General features: G+C 62.7%; 15 protein-coding genes and 1 tRNA gene. 3 read left to right on the top strand and 13 right to left on the bottom strand.

What is annotated here, in order from left to right:
* Positions 1 to 9 precede the first annotated feature (9 nt).
* The 9 genes from G533_RS0113970 to rlmE all read right to left on the bottom strand — a co-directional run bounded on the left by G533_RS0113970 (position 10) and on the right by rlmE (position 10,826).
* A complete protein-coding gene (locus G533_RS0113970) occupies positions 10 to 2,307 on the bottom strand; it encodes a TonB-dependent receptor (RefSeq protein WP_027950490.1) in 2,298 nt (765 codons plus the stop codon).
* 96 nt (positions 2,308 to 2,403) lie between these two features.
* Entirely contained in the window at positions 2,404 to 4,191 is a 1,788-nt protein-coding gene (locus G533_RS0113965; protein WP_027950489.1) for a chloride channel protein, read from the bottom strand.
* A 295-nt stretch (positions 4,192 to 4,486) separates the two neighbouring features.
* A tRNA-Leu gene (locus G533_RS0113960) sits at positions 4,487 to 4,572 on the bottom strand.
* A gap of 20 nt (positions 4,573 to 4,592) precedes the next feature.
* A complete protein-coding gene (gene secG / locus G533_RS22095) occupies positions 4,593 to 4,964 on the bottom strand; it encodes a preprotein translocase subunit SecG (protein ID WP_035528267.1) in 372 nt (123 codons plus the stop codon).
* Positions 4,965 to 5,008: 44 nt separating this feature from the next.
* Positions 5,009 to 5,755 (bottom strand): triose-phosphate isomerase, encoded by a 747-nt coding sequence (gene tpiA, locus G533_RS0113950; protein WP_027950488.1) that lies wholly within the window; start codon positions 5,753 to 5,755, stop codon positions 5,009 to 5,011.
* A 78-nt stretch (positions 5,756 to 5,833) separates the two neighbouring features.
* Complete coding sequence (gene glmM / locus G533_RS0113945) at positions 5,834 to 7,189, bottom strand: phosphoglucosamine mutase (RefSeq protein ID WP_027950487.1); 1,356 nt, start codon at positions 7,187 to 7,189, stop codon at positions 5,834 to 5,836.
* Positions 7,186 to 8,085: a dihydropteroate synthase gene (folP, locus tag G533_RS0113940; protein ID WP_027950486.1), complete on the bottom strand. Its 900-nt coding sequence runs from the start codon at positions 8,083 to 8,085 to the stop codon at positions 7,186 to 7,188. The genes glmM and folP overlap by 4 nt, the downstream gene beginning before the upstream one ends.
* 15 nt (positions 8,086 to 8,100) lie before the next feature.
* Entirely contained in the window at positions 8,101 to 10,026 is a 1,926-nt protein-coding gene (gene ftsH, locus G533_RS0113935) for an ATP-dependent zinc metalloprotease FtsH (RefSeq protein WP_027950485.1), read from the bottom strand.
* A 167-nt stretch (positions 10,027 to 10,193) separates the two neighbouring features.
* Positions 10,194 to 10,826 carry a 23S rRNA (uridine(2552)-2'-O)-methyltransferase RlmE gene (rlmE, locus tag G533_RS0113930; protein ID WP_027950484.1) on the bottom strand — a complete coding sequence of 211 codons (633 nt, stop codon included), beginning with the start codon at positions 10,824 to 10,826 and terminating at the stop codon, positions 10,194 to 10,196.
* A gap of 151 nt (positions 10,827 to 10,977) precedes the next feature.
* Between rlmE and G533_RS0113925 the strand changes: the two genes are divergently transcribed.
* Positions 10,978 to 11,295, top strand: a complete 318-nt coding sequence (locus tag G533_RS0113925) for a YhbY family RNA-binding protein (protein WP_027950483.1) — start codon at positions 10,978 to 10,980, stop codon at positions 11,293 to 11,295.
* A gap of 59 nt (positions 11,296 to 11,354) precedes the next feature.
* Here G533_RS0113925 and greA read toward each other — a convergent pair whose 3' ends face one another.
* The 4 genes from greA to G533_RS0113905 form a co-directional block, all read right to left on the bottom strand.
* Positions 11,355 to 11,831 carry a transcription elongation factor GreA gene (greA, locus tag G533_RS0113920; RefSeq protein WP_027950482.1) on the bottom strand — a complete coding sequence of 159 codons (477 nt, stop codon included), beginning with the start codon at positions 11,829 to 11,831 and terminating at the stop codon, positions 11,355 to 11,357.
* Complete coding sequence (carB, locus tag G533_RS0113915) at positions 11,828 to 15,049, bottom strand: carbamoyl-phosphate synthase large subunit (protein ID WP_027950481.1); 3,222 nt, start codon at positions 15,047 to 15,049, stop codon at positions 11,828 to 11,830. The genes greA and carB overlap by 4 nt, the downstream gene beginning before the upstream one ends.
* Positions 15,050 to 15,055: 6 nt before the next feature.
* The gene (gene carA / locus G533_RS0113910; RefSeq protein ID WP_027950480.1) at positions 15,056 to 16,198 is read right to left on the bottom strand and encodes a glutamine-hydrolyzing carbamoyl-phosphate synthase small subunit; all 1,143 of its coding nucleotides are present in this window, start codon (positions 16,196 to 16,198) and stop codon (positions 15,056 to 15,058) included.
* A 237-nt stretch (positions 16,199 to 16,435) separates the two neighbouring features.
* Positions 16,436 to 17,620 carry a Bcr/CflA family efflux MFS transporter gene (locus G533_RS0113905; protein WP_027950479.1) on the bottom strand — a complete coding sequence of 395 codons (1,185 nt, stop codon included), beginning with the start codon at positions 17,618 to 17,620 and terminating at the stop codon, positions 16,436 to 16,438.
* 180 nt (positions 17,621 to 17,800) lie between these two features.
* On the opposite strand from G533_RS0113905, the gene G533_RS0113900 reads away from it, so the two are divergent.
* Positions 17,801 to 18,622: an SDR family NAD(P)-dependent oxidoreductase gene (locus G533_RS0113900; protein ID WP_027950478.1), complete on the top strand. Its 822-nt coding sequence runs from the start codon at positions 17,801 to 17,803 to the stop codon at positions 18,620 to 18,622.
* 25 nt (positions 18,623 to 18,647) lie between these two features.
* Complete coding sequence (locus G533_RS0113895) at positions 18,648 to 19,841, top strand: MFS transporter (RefSeq protein WP_051230371.1); 1,194 nt, start codon at positions 18,648 to 18,650, stop codon at positions 19,839 to 19,841.
* Positions 19,842 to 19,849: the final 8 nt, after the last annotated feature.

Raw genomic sequence — 19,849 nt, 5'->3', positions numbered from 1 at the left:
CGGAAGGGATCAGAAGGTGTACTGCGCTTCCAACCCATAGGTGCGGGGGTTGCCGAAGAAGCTCACCGTGAATGGACCGAAGGGTACGGTATTGACCCGATACTCCTCATCCAGCAGGTTCTTGCCCCACAGCGCCACCTGCAGCTGATTATCGCCTACCGGAATGTTGATCAGGGTGAGGCGACCGTTCAGCGTGCCGTAGCCATCAATGTCGGAAACCGCCTTTTGCTCCGGCTTCACGTACGGGGTGTACTCATCGTTGTAGCTGTAGTCCAGGCGGCCCAGCAGGTCGCCGTAATCGCTGCGCAGCATGGTGTACTCAACGCTTAAGTTTACCGTGTGCTCGGGCGTGTACTGCGTGAAGCGCTCATCAGACACATCGACGGTTTCACCCAAAACCGGGTCGAACTCCAGGAACTCGGTGAACTCGGAATCCAGGTAGCCGTAGTTTGCACTCAGCATGAGATCCGCATTGGGCATGTACACCACTTCCAGCTCAAGACCCTGCTTCACTGACTCACCGGCGTTCTCGATAACCGAGGCCACGCCGCCATCGCGGGGAATGAACACGGACAGCTGGATATCAGACTCATCGTTATAGAACGCTGCGCCGTTCAGCTGCAGGGTGTTGTCCAGCCAGCGGCTCTTGAAGCCGATCTCATAGGAGTCGATTTCTTCCGGGTCAAAGCCGACGTTGAAGTCCTCAATGCTGCCCGCTTCACCGTTGAAGCCACCCGCTTTCCAGCCCTTGGCGTACTTGGCGTAGGCATTGAATTCATCGGTGAATTCATAGCTGAAGATCAGCGTGGGCGCTACGTTGCTGTAATCGTCAGTGTTTTCGCCGGCGAAGGGCGGATTGTCGTTGGGATGGTCGATATAGACCGACTTCTCTTCTTCCGTCCAGCGAATGCCCGCGGTGATGGTGAGGCGATCATCCAGCACCGGTGGGCGCCAATCCGCCTGTCCGTAGACGGCAAACTGCTCGGACTCCAGACCGTAGGCATTGCGCGACAACAGCGGCCCGAAGAAGGAATTCAGCGGCTGCAGGGGGTTATAGACGTCCGCATCTTCCTCGAAATAGTAAAGCCCCATGACATAGTTCACCCGTTCATGAGACCCGGTGAGCTGCACCTCGTGGGACTGCTGCGTGTACTCTTCCTCAATCGCGGAATGGAACAGGCCGAAGGGCGTGCCATCGTTGTCCAGGCTCTGGGCAAAGCTCAGATCGCGGTGGTTGTACACATACTTGACCGATGCATCACCCAGGATGCCGGCGGAGCCAAGATCATAGTCCATAGTCAGCGTATTGCTGGTGGAATCGAATTCTTCGTAGACATCCGCATCAATGCTGTTTGCCTCGAGGTTATCGGTCTCGCTGGTAAGAAACTGGGCGAGGTCACCCGGCAGCGGGAAGCCGAATACAAGGCTGGTGGGGTCAAAGCTGGTGAACTGTGGCTTGCCGGGGGTGTTCTCGACGTCAACCTCATCCAGCGAGTAGCGCACGGAAAAGCGGTCGCTGACATCCCAGAGCAGGTCCAGGCGGCCCACGGTGCTCGAGGCTGCATTCTGCTCATCTTCCGCGCCGGGTGGGTTGGCCGGAATCGGCTGGCCGGTAAAGGGGTGGGTGATGGTGGTGCCGGGCGCGGCCGCAACGTTGTCATAAAAACCGTCGCGGTCATCCCAGGACAGGCTGACGCGGCTTTTCAGATTACCTGCGCCACCCAGATCGAGCTGCGGCAGGTTCAGGCTGCCGTCAATCTCGGTGTAGCCAAAGTTACCCACCCCGGCGCGCAGGCGACCGCCCAATTCGCCGGTAGGCTTCTGCGTAACCACGTTGACCGCACCGCCCGACGTGTTACGGCCAAACAGGGTGCCCTGCGGGCCGCGCAGTATTTCGATGCGCTCCACTTCGGCCAGCTTGAACACGTTGCCGGAAAATTTGCCGACATACGCGCCGTCGAGGTAGATACCCACCGTGGGTTCCCAGTAGATGCCCGGGTTCGAGGTCACCGAGCCGCGAATGGCCACTGTTGCCTTGGCGGTGTTGGACGGCAGCGGTGCCACCTTGACGTTGGGCGCTATGGTGCCGAGATCGACGAGGTCGCGAATGCCACGCTGCTCCAGCTCATACTGGCCAAACGCAGTGATGGCAATCGGTGCATCCTGCAGCGACTGTTCACGTTTCTGGGCGGTTACCACCACTTCCTCAAGCCCCTGGGCCTGCGCCTGGCTGGTGGCCAGCACGGCTGCGGCAAGCAGCATTTTCGGGAAATGATGGTGTGCGGGTACAGATGCAATTTTTTTCATGGCTGACGATCCCTTTATTATCGAGATGTTGAAAGCTAACACTCGTAGCGCCACCACCCTAGCCGCTTGCTGCGGCCGCCGCATACCCCAAATGCGTTAGACGCGTACAACACCCGCCTGGTAGTAGCTGTCGATATCCGCCCGATGCAGCACGCCCGCAATGCGCACAATGCCGTATGAGAGATACTGGCGCACGTAAAGCACCTCGGCACCCGTACGTTCGAAGGTCTGCAGCGCCTCCTCCAGCGTGGCCTGGTAGGACACCGCCGATACATCCTGCCGCTTGGCCGGAATCGCCATCAGGTCGACCGCTGCCTCGACCGCAGCCGGCTCGCCGCGCTCCCGCGCCTCCGACTCGCGCTGCTCTACAAACCGCGCGAGGTCCGCCGTCAGCAGCAGCGATACCGGGCCCTTGCTGCCTTCCACCAACACCCAGCGCGTGCCCGCCGCCAGCAACCCGGCAATGCTCTCCCCCTCCAGCATACGCGGCGCGACCTTGACACTGCATTCCATGATGGCACCTACGCCCACGCGCCGCAGCGCCTGCGTCACCGGTGAGGCGTCATAGCTCAGGCCCTGGGCCTTCAGCATGCTCTGGAACACCGCCTTCTTGCCAAACACCTCGCTGGTCACCAGGCTGGCCACGGTGATGGCCAGCATGCCTGGCATGATGATGTGCGGGTTGTGCGTGAACTCCAGCAAGGCCATGAGCGCGGCAAGGGGGGCTTGCAATACCGCGCCCATCATCGCGCCCATGCCCAGCATGGCGTAGAACCCCACAGTGGATGCCTGTTCAGGCATGAGTGCGGCACCCACCAACCCCAAAGCGCCCCCGAGAGTGGCCCCGGTTACCAGCGTGGGGCCAATGATGCTGCTGGGCATGCCGAGGCCCACACTGACACCGGTCGCCACCAGTTTCGCCAAACCGACACCCAGCAGCACCCAGAGTGCGAGCTGCCCGTTGATGGTCTGCTCTACCGTATCGTAGCCGATACCCATCACCTCCGGGACCAGCAGCGCAAACGGCACCATGAACAGGCCGGCCATCAGCAGGCGCAGCAGAATCGGGCGGTGATCAAAGCGCCCCGCCGCCTCGATCAGCTGGATAAAAAGCGCCGCCGCGACCCCGATCAGGGCTGCCACAAGCAGGATCCAGGGAAGCTCCAGCAGGGATTGCAGCGTTACCAGTGGTACTTCGAAGGCCGGCTCCGCACCGTAGACGGCCCGCGTCAATACCGCGGCACTCACTGCCGCCAGAATCACCGGTGTAAATACGCCGATGGTGTATTCCATCATCACCACTTCCATGGCGAAGATCACACCGGCAATCGGCGTGTCGAAGGACGCCGCAATAGCCGCGGCAACGCCGCAAGCCACCAGCGTACGAATGCTGTTGTTGGGCAGGCGCAGCCACTGGCCGAGCTGGCTCGAGAATGCTGCACCCAGGTGCACCGCCGGCCCCTCTCGCCCGGCGGACTGCCCGGTGATCACGGTACCCACCCCGAGCAGAAACTGGATCACTGCGCCACGCAACTGAATGTAGCCCTGATGGTAATTCAGCCGGTGCATCACGTGCGCAACACCCACCCGACGGTCGCTCACCGACAGGAAGTGCAGTAACAGACCAAGCCCCACGGCACCCGCCAGCGGCAGCAACATGCGCGCCACGTGGCCCAGCTGCTCAAAGGCCTCGCTGTCGGCACCTGGCAAGAAGTGCTCAAGTGGCCATTCGATGGCGCTGCGAAAGAGGAGTATGACCCCGCCTGTTCCGATGCCCGACAACAGGCCCAGCAGGGCCAGTTGCAGCACACCCTCTCCGTTGGAGAGGCGGCTGCCGAAATGTGTTGAAAGCTTGTCCTTGACTTGGCTGCTACGCCTGAGCATCGGCTACGCTCTCCTTTGTGCGGACCACGGCCGCCCCTGGACCCCATCGGTCCGGGTGTGCCCCGACACCCTGCGGAGTCGAAAACCGTTGTCATCCACTGCAACACCCCCCGGCAAGCCGAACCCTCAATACACTACCACACTGGTTTACATGACCCTATTCGACCGCACCGCGTGGCTGGCGGCACAGCGCAACACGTGTGAAACGAAGGCGAACGCAGGAACGACAGGCACAAAAAAGCCCGGCAAAGTGCCAGGCTCTCAGGACATTCCGGATCACTCCTGAACATCAACTTGGTGCCGAAGGCGGGACTTGAACCCGCACGAGCTATGCTCACCACCCCCTCAAGATGGCGTGTCTACCAATTCCACCACTTCGGCAAAAACGTTGCGCGACCGGTTTACAGTTCCGGCACGTCGCCTGCAGCAGCCTCGGCTGCCGGCTCGGCATTATCCACAGTTGGCAGGTCGGAATCCAGTACTGGCGCCATCCTTTCCTCCGCGGCGGGTATGACCAGATCCAGGTCGTCCACCACCTGGGTTTTCTGGCTGGCCAGCATGGCCAGGCCAAAGCTGGTGGCGAAGAACAGCACGACCAGCCAAGCGGTTGACTTGGTCAGTACATTACTGCTGCCGGCACTGCCAAACAGCGTCTGCGAGGCGCCGGCACCGAATGAAGCGCCAACGTCCGCTCCCTTGCCCTGCTGCAGCATGATCAGGCCGATGATAGCCAGCGCGATCAGCAAATGAACGATCAGAATTATCTGTTCCATAACACCCTTGCCCACCCGGGCTCTACACGTCTGTATTGCGTTTGTCAGCCCTGTGCTGCGGCAACAATCGCCTGAAAATCCTGTGCGTCGAGCGATGCACCACCGACCAGCGCGCCGTCGATATCGTCCTGCGCAAACAACTCTGCTGCGTTGTCCGGCTTCACGCTACCGCCGTACACCACGCGGACTGCCGCGGCGTCAAGCCCCGGCAACGCTTCCAGCTGGCCGCGGATGAACGCGTGCATGGCCTGCGCCTGTTCGGGCGTGGCCGTCAACCCGGTACCTATCGCCCAGACTGGCTCGTAGGCGATAACCAGGCTGTGCAGGCTCGCCTGTCCGCGCAGCGCACCCTGTAACTGTCGCGCCACTGTATATTCGGCCTCACCAGCCTCACGCTCGTCCCGGGTTTCACCAACACAGACCACCGGCGCGATGCCCGCGGCCAGCGCCGCCGCCAATTTTGCCGCGACCATGTCGTCTGACTCACCGTGGTACTGGCGCCGTTCCGAGTGCCCGAGAATCACCCAATGGCAGCCGCTATCGACCAGCATTGCCGCCGCCACCTCGCCCGTGTAGGCGCCCTCGGCCATGTGACTGCAGTCCTGTGCGCCCACGGCCAGCGCGGAGCCTTCACACAGGCTGACCGCCAGCGGGATATGCACGAACACCGGGCAAACCGCAACGTCTACCGACGCCGGCGCGCCCTCGGACACCAGCCCTGCGAGCAGTTTATGCACGCTGGCCCGGGTGCCGTGCATCTTCCAGTTACCCATCACAAGCGGTTTGCGCACTGGCTCACCCGGCCTCAAAAAACGGTCGGCAATGGTACCCAAGAAGACCGCCACATACAAGGCGCGCCAGCGGGTGTATCAGCCCGCCTGCAGGGCCTCTGCCACGTCGCTGGCAAGTGCCTGGCACAGCGCTTCCACTTCCGCTGCGTCCTCACCTTCGACCATCACCCGCACCAGGGGCTCCGTACCGGAGGGACGCAGCAGCACGCGCCCACGCGTGCCCAGCACCTGCTCCACCGATTCGACCGCCGCCGCCACCGCAGGCAGTTCGCTGAGCACAAAACGGCCGTTGACCGGTACGTTGATCATGGTCTGCGGGCACTTGCGCAAGCCCGCGCGCAATTCTGCCAAACTGCGCCCGGCATCGGACATGGCCACCAACACCTGCAGGCTGGCAACAATACCATCGCCCGTGGTGGTGTGGTCCGCGCAGATGATGTGTCCGGAGGACTCTCCGCCCAAGCGCCAACCACGGGCCTCCATCAGCTCCTTGACATAGCGATCGCCGACCTTGGCCCGCGCCAGCTCCAGGCCCAGCTCGCGCAGCGCCAGCTCCAGCCCCAGATTGGACATCAGTGTGCCGACGACGCCCGCTTCGCTGTGCCCCTGAGCAGCCCTGTGCACAGCAATCACATAGAGCAACTCGTCGCCATCCACCAGGGAACCGTCAGCGTCGACGAACATAACGCGGTCACCATCGCCATCGTAGGCGATGCCCAGGTCGGCGCCACTTTCCAGCACAAGGGCAGACAGGCGTGAGGTGTCTGTGGAGCCCACACCTTCGTTGATGTTGTAGCCATCGGGCCGATCGCCCATGCTGACCACGTCCGCGCCGAGTTCGGCCAGCACATTGGGCGCGATATGGTAGGTGGCGCCGTGGGCACAGTCGACCGCGATTTTCAGACCGCGCAGGCTGAAACTGTCTGGCACTGTGGCCTTGCAATACTCGATGTAACGGCCCGCGGCGTCGGCAACCCGCACAACCTTGCCAATATCCCGCGAGGGCACGACCACCAGATCACAGGCCAGTTCGGCCTCGATGGCCAGCTCCACATCGTCGGCCAGCTTGGCGCCATCCGATGAGAAAAACTTGATGCCGTTATCGTAATAGGGATTGTGGGAGGCGCTGATCACAATCCCCGCCACGGCGTTCTGGGTGCGGGTCATCAATGCGACAGCCGGCGTCGGCATGGGGCCCAACAGCTTGACGTCCACGCCGGCGGCCACCAGCCCCGCTTCCAGGGCAGACTCAAACATGTATCCCGAGACCCGGGTATCCTTGCCGATAATGACCGTGTTGTGGGTGCCGGGGCTGGCGCCCCGCGCGAACACGCGACCACAGGCCCAGCCCAGCTTGAGCATGAAGTCCGGGGTGATAGGGGCTTCACCCACTGTGCCCCGAATGCCATCGGTACCGAAGAACTGTCTACTCAAGGTCGCCCCCATCGCTTCGTTGCCACACACACGGCCAGCGCATCCACCGTTGCCGCCACATCATGCGCTCGCACTATAGCGGCACCACGCTCGACTGCAAGCACCGCCAGGGCCAGACTGCCGGCGAGACGGTCTTGCGCAAGGTCCACCCCCGCTTGCCCGGACACCGTAGCACGACCCAGAATCTTGCCAATCAACGACTTGCGCGACAATCCGACCAGCAGCGGCAGGCCGTCCAGCGCCAGGTCGCCGAGGCGGTCCAGTAACTCCAGGTTGTGCGCCACCGTCTTGCCAAAGCCAAATCCGGGGTCGAGAAGAATCTGCCGGCGCGCCATGCCCGCCTCCAGGCAGGCCTCCAGCCGCTGCGCCAGAAAGCCGCGCACCTCGGCCACTACATCGGTGTAGACCGGCGCTTGCTGCATCGTGCCCGGCTGGCCCTGCATATGCATCAGACACACCGGCAGGCCAGACGCCACCGCAGCCTCCAGTGCACCCTCGCGGGTGAGCGCTCGCACATCATTGAGCATACCCGCCCCGAGTGCCGCCGCTTCACGCATCACCACCGGGTCACTGGTATCCACGGAGATCACCACATCGAGCTCGCGCGCCACGCGATCAACCAGCGGCAACACGCGATCCTGCTCCTCGGTTGATGACACGGGCGGCGCGCCGGGGCGCGTGGACTCGCCGCCGATATCCAGAATAGCGGCACCTTCCGTGCACAAGCGTTGGGCATGAGCGAGGGCGCGTTCGAGATCGAGGCGGCCGCCCCGGTACAGGGCGCCACCGTCAGAAAAGGAGTCGGGGGTTGTATTGACCACGCCCATGACAACGGGGCGTGAGAGGTCGAGAACACGCCCGGCGCAATCAAGCGCCGGGCCTGGGGCAGCACTCACTGCGCTGCGGCGGAGTCAGTGCTCACCGGCGGGGCCGCCAATGGGGCTGGCCGCTTCATCGTCGTCCTCGGCCGTTGTCGCCTTGCGTGCACCGGCCTGTGGACCACCATCCGAGCCACCCCAGTCAGCGGGTTCACGCGGGGTGCGCCCTTCCATTATGTCGTTGATCTGGTCGGCATCGATGGTCTCGTACAACATCAGGGCGTCAGCCATGGCGTGCAACTTGTCCACGTTCTCTTCCAGAATACCCTGCGCCGTGCTGTAACATTCATCGATGATGCTACGGACTTCCTGATCGATCAGCTTGGCGGTCTCCGCCGACAGCGATTTGGTCTGATGCCCGGCAGAACGGCCAAGGAACACCTCCTCCTCCGCTTCGTCATACATCAGCGGGCCCAGCTTCTCCGACAGGCCCCACTTGGTCACCATGTTGCGAGCGATACTGGTAGCGCGCTGGATATCATTGGAAGCGCCGGTGGTGACGCCGTCCTTGCCCAGGGTCATTTCCTCGGCAATGCGCCCACCGAACAGACTGCACACCTGGCTGATGATGTGCCGGCGGCTGTGGCTGTAGCGGTCTTCTTCCGGCAGGAACATGGTCACGCCCAGGGCGCGGCCGCGGGGGATGATGCTCACCTTGTACACCGGGTCGTGCTCAGGCACCAGGCGACCAACAATGGCGTGGCCCGCCTCGTGGTAAGCCGTGTTACGCTTTTCCTTTTCCGACATGACCATGGACTTGCGCTCGGCGCCCATCATGATCTTGTCCTTGGCCAATTCGAACTGCGTCATGCCCACCGTGCGCACACCGGCGCGCGCGGCAAAGAGCGCTGCCTCATTCACCAGGTTCGCCAGATCGGCGCCGGAAAAACCGGGCGTGCCACGGGCAATGCGCGAGGCCACAACGTCCTCGGACAGCGGCACCTTGCGCATGTGCACCTTCAGGATTTGCTCACGCCCGCGAATATCGGGCAGCCCGACCACAACCTGACGATCGAAACGGCCCGGGCGCAGCAGCGCGGGGTCGAGCACGTCGGGGCGGTTTGTGGCGGCGATCACGATAACGCCATCATTCACTTCGAAGCCGTCCATCTCCACCAGCAGCTGGTTGAGGGTCTGTTCGCGCTCGTCGTGCCCGCCACCCAGGCCTGCGCCGCGATGACGGCCTACCGCGTCGATTTCGTCGATGAAAATAATACAGGGCGCCTGCTTCTTCGCCTGGTCAAACATGTCGCGTACGCGGGAGGCGCCCACGCCAACAAACATCTCCACGAAATCTGAACCCGAGATGGAGAAAAACGGCACCTTGGCTTCACCCGCAATGGCTTTTGCCAGCAGCGTCTTACCGGTGCCGGGCTGACCCACCATGAGCACACCGCGGGGAATACGGCCACCGAGCTTCTGGAATCGGCTGGGATCGCGCAGAAATTCGACCAGCTCCTGAACATCCTCTTTCGCTTCATCAACCCCCGCCACATCGGCAAACGTGGTAGTTATCTGGTCTTCGCCCAGCAGGCGCGCTTTGCTCTTGCCGAAACTCATCGGCCCACCGCGGCCACCCGCACCGCCCTGCATCTGGCGCATGAAAAACATGAAGACCGCGATGATAATGAGGATGGGGAAACTGGCGACCAGCAGTTGCGTCCATACGCTCTGCTGCTCGGGCTTGCGACCGATCACCTCAACATTGTGCTGCAGGAGGTCGTCAATCAGCTTGGGATCCTCCACCATGGGGCGGATGGTTTCGAAACGGCTGCCATCGAAGCGTTCGCCGTTGATGGTCAGGCCATCAACGACCACCTTCTTGATGCGCTCGTTCTGGATCTCCTCAATGAACTCGGAGTAACCCACCTGTTGCGTCGGGCTCTCCATATTGAAGTTGTTGAACACCGACAGCAGCACCGCGGCAATCACCAGCCATAAAAGTAAATTTTTCGCCATATCGTTCAACGCTGTTTCCTCATGAATGACCCATCCGGCACGGATGGACGAGACAGCCAGATTCTCCCTGATTATAGCCGGTTATACGCCACTACCCCGAAAAGGGCTCAATGCCAGCGCAAAGACAGACACCCAATGTACAGGACATGGGGCCACGGCTCCATGTTTCAACCCTCAGCGGCGCGAAACTGGGTGGCCACAAGATACACCTCGCGCGAGCGCGGCCGCGATGCCTTGGGCTTGCGCGTCACCACCTTGCCGAAGGCACCGCGAATATCGCGGTAAAGTTCGTCAAAGCCTTCACCCTGGAACACTTTGGCCACAAAAGACCCACCCGGAGCCAGCACCTGCTGCGCCATGTCCAGCGCGAGCTCTACCAGATACATGGACCGCGGCTGGTCGACAGCGTTCACTCCGCTCATGTTCGGCGCCATATCGGAGATCACCACATCGGCCGGCGAGTCACCCAGCGCCGCGAGAATCTGCTCGAACACGCTGTCTGCCGTGAAGTCTCCCTCGATGAATTCGACCCCGGCCAGGCTGTCCATCGGCAAAATGTCCGACGCCAGTACGCGCCCCTTGTGCCCCACCAGCTGCGCCGCCACCTGGGACCAGCCGCCGGGTGCGCTGCCCAAATCCAGCACCGTCATGCCGGGCTTGATCAGGCGATCCCGTTCCTGGATTTCCAGCAGCTTGTAACAGGCGCGGGACCGGTAACCCTCGCGCTGCGCCTGTTGCACATAGGGGTCGTCCCGGTGCTCCTTGAGCCACGCCTTGCTTGATGATTTTTTCTTGGCCATGCCTTTTCCTACCGCAACATCCGCGGCCATACTCCACTGAATTGGCCCCACTGAATTGGCCCGACGAACTGGCCCCACCAAACTAGGCGCGGCGCCGGCGCTTGTGTAGACTGAGCGCCCTCTTTACCCGGCATTGTAGCGCGGAAACCTCATGAGCAAGAAAGCGACCCTGGATCACAAACAACTGCGCGCCATCGGCCACAAACTGAAACCGGTGGTCACGGTGGCGGGTAACGGCCTCAGCGACAACGTACTGCAGGAAATCGAGCGCGCCCTGGGCGACCACGAGCTGATCAAAATCAAGGTTTCCGTGGGAGACCGCGACGCGCGCGACAGGCTGATAGAGGACATGTGCAGCAAAACCGGGGCCACGCTTGTACAGAGCATTGGCAATACGGCCCTGCTACTGAAACGCTGCGCGAAGCCTGACCCCAAGCTTTCGAACCTGATTCGAACGCTGGCCCAGTAGCGACTGCGCGTCAGCACTCACCCGCGACGGGACGGGCGCCGGTGCGCCCCGAGCCAGAATCAGATATGCCGCACTTGATCAATCTCGTACTCGATATCGCCCGCGGGAGCACGCACAACCACAATATCCCCCTCTTCCTTGCCGATCAGGGCACGCGCAATCGGTGAGCTGACCGAAATGAGGTTGTTCTTCACGTCGGCTTCATCATCACCCACGATGCGATAGGTGACCGTTGCATCGGTATCGACATTCACCAGGTCAACCGTCACCCCGAAAATCACCTTGCCCGATTTGGCGATGGTCGTGACATCAATGACCTGCGCGTTGGAGAGCTTGCTCTCGATATCCTGAATACGCCCTTCCGCGAAGCTCTGTTGCTCGCGCGCCGCATGATATTCCGCGTTCTCTTTCAGGTCACCGTGCTCGCGGGCCTCGGCTATCGCCGCCACGATGCGCGGACGCTCAACCCGCTTGAGCCGGTCAAGCTCCTCCCGCAACAGGCGTTCGCCGCTGACTGTCATGGGTACTTTGCTCATTGCCCGATGCTCCTGTGCAGGTCCTGCAACCTGCGTACCGTCTTGTCCGTTTCCAGCTTGAGCGACATGGTCATGGCTTCCGCCGCGGCCAGCGTGGTGGTGTAAAACACCCGATGCTGCTCGGCGCTGGCGCGAATGGGGGCCGAATCCGTGGTTGCCCGGCGCCCTTCCGTCGTATTGATGATCAGGTCGGCTTCGTCGTTCTTGATCATATCGACAATATGCGGCCGACCTTCCAGCACCTTGTTCACGCGGCGCACCTCCAGGCCAGCTTCTTCCAGCGCCTTGGCCGTACCGCTGGTGGCCGCCAGGCTGAAGCCCAGTGCTACCAGTTCGCGCGCCACGCGCACCGCGCCCGGCTTGTCGACATCGCGTACGCTCATCAGCGCCATGCCGCTGCGCGGCGGCGGCTCGCCAGCACCCAGCTGGGCCTTGGCGAAAGCCCCGGCAAAGGTATCGCCGGTGCCCATCACTTCGCCCGTGGAGCGCATTTCCGGCCCGAGGATCGGGTCTACACCCGGGAATTTGTTGAACGGCAGAACCGCCTCTTTCACCGAGAAGAAGGGCGGCACGATTTCGCGGGTAAAATTCTGTGCGGCCAGGCTCTGGCCGGCCATGCAGCGTGCCGCCACCTTGGCCAGGGACACGCCGATGCACTTGGACACAAAAGGCACCGTGCGGGAGGCGCGCGGGTTTACCTCAATCACGTAGATCTCGTCGTCCTGCCAGGCCAGCTGCACATTCATCAGGCCTTTTACACCCAGCTCCAGCGCCATCTGCCGCACCTGCTCGCGCATGGCGTCCTGCACCTCGGGCGCGAGGTTATAGGGCGGGAGCGAGCACGCAGAGTCACCGGAGTGCACACCCGCCTGCTCGATGTGTTGCATGATGGCTCCGATAACCACCTGCTCGCCGTCGCTCACGGCATCGATATCGACTTCGATGGCCGCACTCAGGAACGAATCCAGCAGCACCGGCGCGTCGTTGGATACCTGTACCGCATCGCGCATGTAACGCAGCAGGTCTTCCTCGCGGTAGACAATCTCCATGGCCCGGCCACCCAGCACATAGGAGGGGCGCACCACCAGCGGATAGCCGATGCGCGAAGCCGCCTCCAGCGCCTCTTCCACGCTGCGTACGGTGGTGTTGGCGGGCTGGCGCAAGCCCAACTTCTGGATCATCTTCTGGAACCGCTCGCGGTCCTCGGCGCGGTCGATGGCGTCCGGGGTGGTGCCAATGATCGGCACGCCGTGCGCTTCGAGGTCGCGCGCCAGTTTCAGCGGAGTCTGACCGCCGAACTGCACGATCACGCCTTTGGGCTGCTCAAGATCGATAATCTCCAGCACATCCTCCAGCGTCACTGGCTCGAAATACAGGCGGTCGGAGGTATCGTAGTCGGTGGAAACCGTCTCCGGGTTACAGTTCACCATGATGGCTTCATAGCCATCCTCACGCATGGCGAGTGCCGCGTGCACGCAGCAGTAGTCGAATTCGATACCCTGACCAATACGGTTCGGGCCGCCCCCGAGCACCAGGATCTTGTCGCGCCCGGTGGGTGCCGCCTCGCACTCCTCCTCGTAGGTGGAATACATGTAGGCCGTGGCTGAGGTGAACTCGGCGGCACAGGTATCCACTCGCTTGTACACCGGGCGAATACCCAGCGCGTGACGGTGCTTGCGCAGCTCCCGCTCGCTCACGCCCAACAGCACAGCGAGGCGCGCATCGGAAAAGCCCTTGCGCTTGAGGCGAAACATGCGGTCGCGGTCGATATCCAGCAAGGCCACCGGCTTCAGGGCATCCTCGGTGGCAATGATGTCTTCGATCTGCACCAGGAACCAGGGGTCCACGCCGGTGTACTGGTACACCTGGTCCACCGTCATGCCGGCGCGGAAGGCGTCGCCGATATACCAGATACGGTCAGCACCCGGGTTGGTCAACTCCGACACCAGCTCTTCGCGCAGGTCCGGGTTATCCACGTCGATCTTGTGTTCAAAACCGGCCGAGCCCACTTCCAGCCCGCGCAGGGCTTTCTGCAGCGATTCCTGGAAGGTGCGGCCAATCGCCATGACCTCGCCCACAGACTTCATCTGGGTGGTCAGGCGCGGGTCTGCGGCACCGAATTTCTCGAAGGCAAAGCGCGGGATTTTAGTCACCACGTAATCGATGGCGGGCTCAAACGAGGCCGGCGTAACGCCCCCGGTAATATCGTTCTGCAACTCGTCCAGCGTGTAGCCGATCGCCAGCTTGGCCGCCACTTTGGCGATCGGGAAACCGGTCGCCTTGGAGGCCAGCGCGGAGGAGCGCGACACCCGCGGGTTCATCTCGATAATGACCATGCGCCCGGTTTTGGGGTCGATACCGAACTGCACGTTGGAGCCGCCTGTCTCCACGCCGATCTCACGCAGCACCGCCAGCGAGGCGTTGCGCATGATCTGGTATTCCTTGTCGGTGAGGGTTTGTGCCGGAGCAACCGTGATGGAGTCGCCCGTATGCACGCCCATGGCGTCGAAGTTCTCGATGGAACAGACGATGATGCAGTTGTCGTTTTTGTCGCGCACCACCTCCATCTCGTACTCTTTCCAGCCGATCAGGGACTCATCGATCAACAGCTCCTTGGTCGGCGACAGATCAAGGCCGCGCGTACAGATCTGCTCGAACTCGTCGCGGTTATAGGCAATGCCGCCGCCGGAACCGCCCATGGTAAAAGAGGGACGAATAATGCAGGGAAAGCCGATCTGGTCCAGCACCTGGAAGGCCTCTTCCATGCTGTGGGCCAGGGCCGCGCGCGGCGTTTCCAGACCGATGCGCTTCATCGCCATACCAAACAGCTGGCGGTCCTCGGCCTTGTCGATGGCTTCCTTGGTGGCGCCGATCATTTCCACGCCGAATTTCTCCAGCACGCCCTCACGCGCCAGGTCCAGCGCACAGTTCAGCGCCGTCTGCCCACCCATGGTCGGCAGCACGGCATCCGGGCGCTCCTCCTCGATTATCCGCGCCACCGTCTGCCAGACGATGGGCTCGATGTAGGTCGCGTCGGCCATCGAGGGGTCAGTCATGATGGTGGCCGGGTTGGAGTTCACCAGGATCACCCGGTAGCCCTCCTCACGCAGCGCCTTGCAGGCCTGGGCGCCGGAGTAATCGAACTCGCAGGCCTGGCCGATGACAATAGGGCCTGCGCCGAGGATCAAAATGCTCTTAATGTCGGTTCTCTTGGGCATGGCGGTTTAGCGGCTCCCTGCTCTGGCGATCATCAATTCGATGAAATGGTCAAACAGTGGGGCGGCATCATGTGGGCCCGGGCTGGCCTCCGGGTGCCCCTGGAAACTGAATGCCGCCTTGTCGGTGCGGTGGATACCCTGCAGGGTACCGTCGAACAGCGACTTGTGCGTCACCCGCAGAGTGTCCGGCAGGCCCGCTTCATCCACTGCAAAGCCGTGGTTCTGGCTGGTGATCAGCACCGTGCGGTCATCGAGATTCTGCACCGGGTGGTTGGCACCGTGGTGCCCGTGGCCCATTTTCAGGGTGCGGGCGCCGCTCGCCAGTGCCAGCAACTGATGCCCGAGACAAATGCCGAACACGGGAATATCGGTGTCGAGAATGGTGCGTATGGCGCTGATAGCGTAGTCGCAGGGCTCAGGATCTCCCGGGCCGTTGGAGAGGAACACACCGTCCGGCTGCAGGGCGAGCACCTCGCTGGCCGGGGTTTGCGCGGGCACCACGGTAAGGCGGCAGCCGCGATCCACCAGCATACGCAGGATGTTGCGCTTCACGCCGTAATCGTAGGCCACGACATGCCAGGGCAAATCCGCATCCGGCCGCTCGCTGTAACCTGTGCCCAGCACCCAACTGCCTTCGCGCCATGCGTAGGACGCGTCCACGCTAACTTCCTTCGCCAGGTCCATACCCTTGAGGCCGGCAAAATCGCGCGCCTGGGCCAGCGCCGCAGCCTCATCAACCCGCTCACCAGCGACAATACAGCCGTTTTGGGCTCCTTTGTCGCGCAGTATGCGCGTCAGGCGACGGGTGTCGATATCCGCTATGGCGACGATGTTGCGCCGGCGCAGGTAGCTCTGCAGGTCTTCCTGGTTGCGGTAGTTGCTGGCCAGCAGCGGCAGATCGCGAATGACCAGGCCGGCTGCCCAGATGTTCGCCGACTCCTCGTCCTCGGTATTGGTGCCGGTGTTGCCGATGTGGGGATAGGTCAGGGTGACAATCTGGCGCGCGTAGGAGGGATCAGTGAGAATTTCCTGATACCCGGTCATGGCCGTATTGAAGACCACTTCACCGACGGAGGCACCGTCTGCTCCTATCGCCACACCTCTGAAAACGGTGCCATCTTCAAGGGCCAAAAGGGCTGGGCTGGACAAGAACACCTCCAAGATTCAGCGGCGGACCTTTGCTGCGCGCGCTGAAAAAAAGCGAGATGGGGGCCACCGCATCTCGCTTTTTCTCATAGAATCAGCTCTGGTTACTCGCAGGTACAAACGACGTCCGGGGCGCAATCCGGACATATGAAATCTGGGACAGAATTGTAGGGGATACCCCCGGCCCTGTCCAGCGAGCAGCGCGCAGAAGCGCGGCACAAATACCGCTCGCGGGGAAACCTAGAGGCTGGCGCTGCGGCGCGACCACCGCATGCAGGCCAGGCTGGCGAAGGCGCAGGCCGCGATACAGGCGACGACACTGAGCAGCGCCTCAGGCAGCAGATTGCTGAACGCACTCGCCGCTCCCCCCAGCCCGAACTGGACCGCACCCATCACGGCGGCCGCCGAGGCGGCGCTGCTGGGGAACGATTCGAGATAGCACGCCTGTATATTGGGGCTGATGGCACCCAGCATGCCCGCGTAGAGCATCATGGCCGGCAGGAAAGCCTGCACCGGTCCGTCGAACAACACCACCAGCAACAGCGTGAGGCCACTGACTGCCTGCAGCCAGGTGGCGGCAAACATGATCTGGCGTGGTTCGAAACGATTCAAGAGAACCCGGTTGAGCAGGTTGCAGGCGAAAATCGCGACGATATTGCAGGCAAACAGTCCCGTGAACGCGGCCCGGGACTGGGCAAAATGCTCCATGTATATATACGAGGCGTAGGTGACAAATATGATAAGGCCGCCGAACGCTGCCGCCTGCCAGAAAATGTAGGGTCGCGCACTGCGGGTCTTCAGTACACCCAGGTAGCGTGCCAGGAAACTCAGGCCGTCGGCACCCCCGGGTGGCTTGCGCGGCCCGCGGAACACCGTCGCCTGGAGGAGCGGGAAAAGGCACAGGGCATAGCCTCCCAGGCACACAAACACCAGGCGCCAGCCACCCACTTCCAGCAGCAGGGCGCCAATCGCGGGGGCGATGGCAGGCGCCACGATAGCTACCATCCCGATCATTGAAAACAGCTTTGCGGCCTGCACGCCCTGCACCCGGTCGCGCACCAGCGCGGGCACCGATACGCCGATCCAGCCACCACCGACAGATTGCAACAAGCGGCCCCACAGCAGCGCCTCCAGCGACTGCACCTGTGCCAGGCCGAAGCTGGCCAGCGCGAACACGGCCAGCCCGGTCGCCAGCACGCGCCGGCGCCCATAGCGGTCCGACAGCGCGCCGCCGGTGAGTTGGCCCAGCGCAAACCCCATCATGTACACGGAGATACTCAGGGACACATCGTGCAGGGTGACACCCAGTGCCGCGGCAATCAGCGGGAAGGCAGGCAGGTAGGTGTCGATGGCGAAAGGCCCCAACATCATGGTGAAGCCGAGGGCGAATATCACTGAAGGAGAAATGCCTGATGCGTGATTCATGACGGATCGCCGGAAGGGTCAGGGTGTTTGATGCTGCGCGGGGCACCCAGTGTAACGCACCCGGGGCGCCAACGTGCAGCAAAGCGGTGTTCGGCGCCCGGCACTGGAGAAAACAGTTGCGCTACACCCCCGGTTTTCTATGATGGGCCGATAACCGTAAACAACAGGGTATCTCCAGACATGACCTACAGTTCAGGTAAAACAGCGGTAATCACCGGCGCCGGCTCAGGCATTGGCCGCGCGCTTGCGAGGCAACTCAACCGCGAGGGCTGCGCACTGTTCCTGAGCGACGTGGATGCCACCGGTTTGGATGAAACCGTAGCAGGCCTGGAGCGCGCTGATGTCGCTACCCGGCAGCAGTGCGTGGACGTGGCAGACAAGGCCGCCATGGACGCCTGGGCCGAGGCCATCGCCGCACAGCAGTCGTCAGTCGACATCGTGATCAATAATGCCGGCGTGGGCTACAGCGACCGTGTCGATGCCTGTGACTACGCCAACGTGCAGTGGCTGATGGGCATCAACTTCTGGGGCGTAGTCCACGGTACCATGGCCTTCCTGCCCCTGCTGCGACGTGCCCCGCAGGGGCACCTGGTCAATATATCGTCGATTTTCGGCATGATTGGCGTGCCCACGCAATCCGCTTACAACGCCTCCAAGTTTGCCGTGCGCGGCTACACCGAAGCATTGCGGATGGAAATGCAGGGCAGCAATGTCCACGTGTGTTGCGTGCACCCCGGTGGTGTTGGCACCAATATCGCGCGCCGCAGCCGAGGCGGCGGTGTCGCCATCAGTGAAGACGAGAAGGCCGCACTGTTCGAGCAGCACGTGCGCACCACGGCGGAATCGGCCGCGGCACAGATCATCCGCGCCGTGGAAAAAAAGCAGCAGCGCCTGTTGGTCGGCAACGATGCCAAGCTCATCAACCTGCTGGCGCGCCTGTTTCCGGTCAGCTACCCCCGCTTCATGCCGGGACTGGGCCAGATCGGCAAGGCCGACGCGTGATCACTCCCCCCCGGCGCAGGCATCCGTGACCACGACCAGGCTTTCTGCCGGGCAGCTGACCGTACTGATCCTCGCCCTCATGGCAACGGGCATGGGGCAATCGCTGGTGTTTGCGATCCTCGCGCCGCTGGGCCGCGAAGTGGCGCTGGGAGAGCTGCAGATCACGTCGATCATCGCCATCTCCGCCCTGGTGTTCGCCCTCGCCTCGCCTCACTGGGGTCGACTCAGCGACCGTGTCGGGCGCAAGCCTATTATCATAACCGGCCTGCTCGGCTATACCGTGGGCACCCTGGTGTTCACCAGCGTGTTTTCCATCGGGCTGGCCGGTGTCCTCAGCGGCACCCTGCTCTACGCTGCGGCACTGCTGGCGCGCTGCGGTCAGTCGGTCGTGATGTCCGCCACCAACCCCTCCACCACCGCCTATGCCGCAGACAACAGCGCCGCCGAACACCGCACCCGCACCATGGCGCGCCTGGGCACGGCCAACAGCATGGGCACCATACTCGGCCCCGCGGTGAGTGGCGCCCTGGCGACCTTCGGCCTGCTGGCGCCCCTGTACTTTGCGGCAACCCTGGCAGCTTCGGCGGCGCTGCTGGTGTGGCGCCAGCTGCCTAAAACACCTCGCCGCGAGCGGGTACCCCGCCACCTGCGCATACGGCTGCGTTTCACCGACCGCCGAGTGCGCCACCTGCTCGCCACCGCCGTGGGATTGTTCGTCGGCTTCTCCGGCATCCAGCAAACTCTGGGCTTCACCCTGCAGGACAAACTTGAGTTGAACGGCATCCAGACCGCCCAGATGACCGGGGCGGCGCTGATGGTGTCGGCCCTGTTCACGTTCCTGGTACAGATTACCGTAATGCAGCGGCTCAAGCTGGAGCCCGGGCAGTTCATTCGCCTGGGCCTGCTGGCGATGCTGTTTGGCGCAACGATCCTGGCCAGCGCTGATCACTTCCCGCTGCTGGCGGTGGGCATGGGGTTCCTGGGCACAGGCCTGGGTCTGACCATGCCGTCGATTTCCGCCGGCGCGTCGCTTGCGGTATCAGCAGACGAACAGGGTTCGGTCGCCGGCCTGGTCGCCGCCTGCCCCGCCATCGGGTTCGTCGCCGGCCCGCTGTGCGCCGGCGCCCTGTACCAGGTCCATCCGTCGCTGGCGCCCCTGTTCAGCGCCAGTGTGTTCTTCCTGGTGCTCGTGCTGCTGGTGCTGCGCGAGCGACGCTAGCCCAGCGA

The organism is Haliea salexigens DSM 19537 (assembly GCF_000423125.1).
GTDB classification, from domain to species: domain Bacteria; phylum Pseudomonadota; class Gammaproteobacteria; order Pseudomonadales; family Halieaceae; genus Haliea; species Haliea salexigens.
Note: the sequence above shows the minus strand (reverse complement) of the source record. Positions and strands in the feature narration are given on the sequence as shown.